The following is a 593-nucleotide window of genomic DNA, read 5'->3' on the forward strand; positions in this document are numbered from 1 at the left end:
ACAGCTTTCCAGATTAAAGAATTTGCTTGGCGACCATAGCGATTTGGACCCACCTGATTTCCATTCCGAACTCAGAAGTGAAACGAATTAGCGCCGATGGTAGTGTGGGGTTTCCCCATGTGAGAGTAGGACATCGCCAGGCTTTAAATATCGTTACCTGCATAATGAGCATGTAACAACATCTCTAGTGTACTAATCTAGCGATGACAATTTGTGGAGAGATGGCTGAGTGGTTGAAAGCACCGGTCTTGAAAACCGGCATACGTTAATAGCGTATCTAGGGTTCAAATCCCTATCTCTCCGCCACATTGAAAAGCCCGCTGCATACGCAGCGGGCTTTTTCGTTTTACCCAACAATAAAATCAATTCTCATACCAATCTGGAAAATTAATACCAATCTGGAAAATTAACTGGTCAGGTTAATCCACTCCCTTTTGCACATCGTTTGCACCCTATCTGCGCTTTCCAAGAAGCCATTCCATGCTCTACATACCTTCTCGACAACATCGTTATAGTTCGTAAAACTTTGGTTGGCTAAATAGTGTTGTCGCAGCCAACTCCATACTTGTTCAATTGGATTTAGCTCTGGTGAA

The 593-nt window shown here is 43.3% G+C and carries 1 tRNA gene, 1 rRNA gene and 1 pseudogene; 2 read left to right on the forward strand and 1 reads right to left on the reverse strand.

Annotated elements, in window-relative coordinates:
• Nucleotides 1–25: 25 nt before the first annotated feature.
• Both rrf and QTN94_RS20345 read left to right on the forward strand, forming a co-directional pair.
• Nucleotides 26–142: ribosomal RNA gene (gene rrf / locus QTN94_RS20340) — 5S ribosomal RNA — on the forward strand.
• Between the two features lie 73 nt (nt 143–215).
• Nucleotides 216–306, forward strand: a tRNA-Ser gene (locus tag QTN94_RS20345).
• Between the two features lie 100 nt (nt 307–406).
• On the opposite strand, the pseudogene QTN94_RS20350 reads toward QTN94_RS20345, so the two are convergent.
• Nucleotides 407–593: pseudogene (locus QTN94_RS20350) on the reverse strand (IS630 family transposase); the annotation flags it as partial.

It is taken from the genome of Vibrio sp. M250220 (assembly GCF_036533795.1).
GTDB lineage: Bacteria > Pseudomonadota > Gammaproteobacteria > Enterobacterales > Vibrionaceae > Vibrio.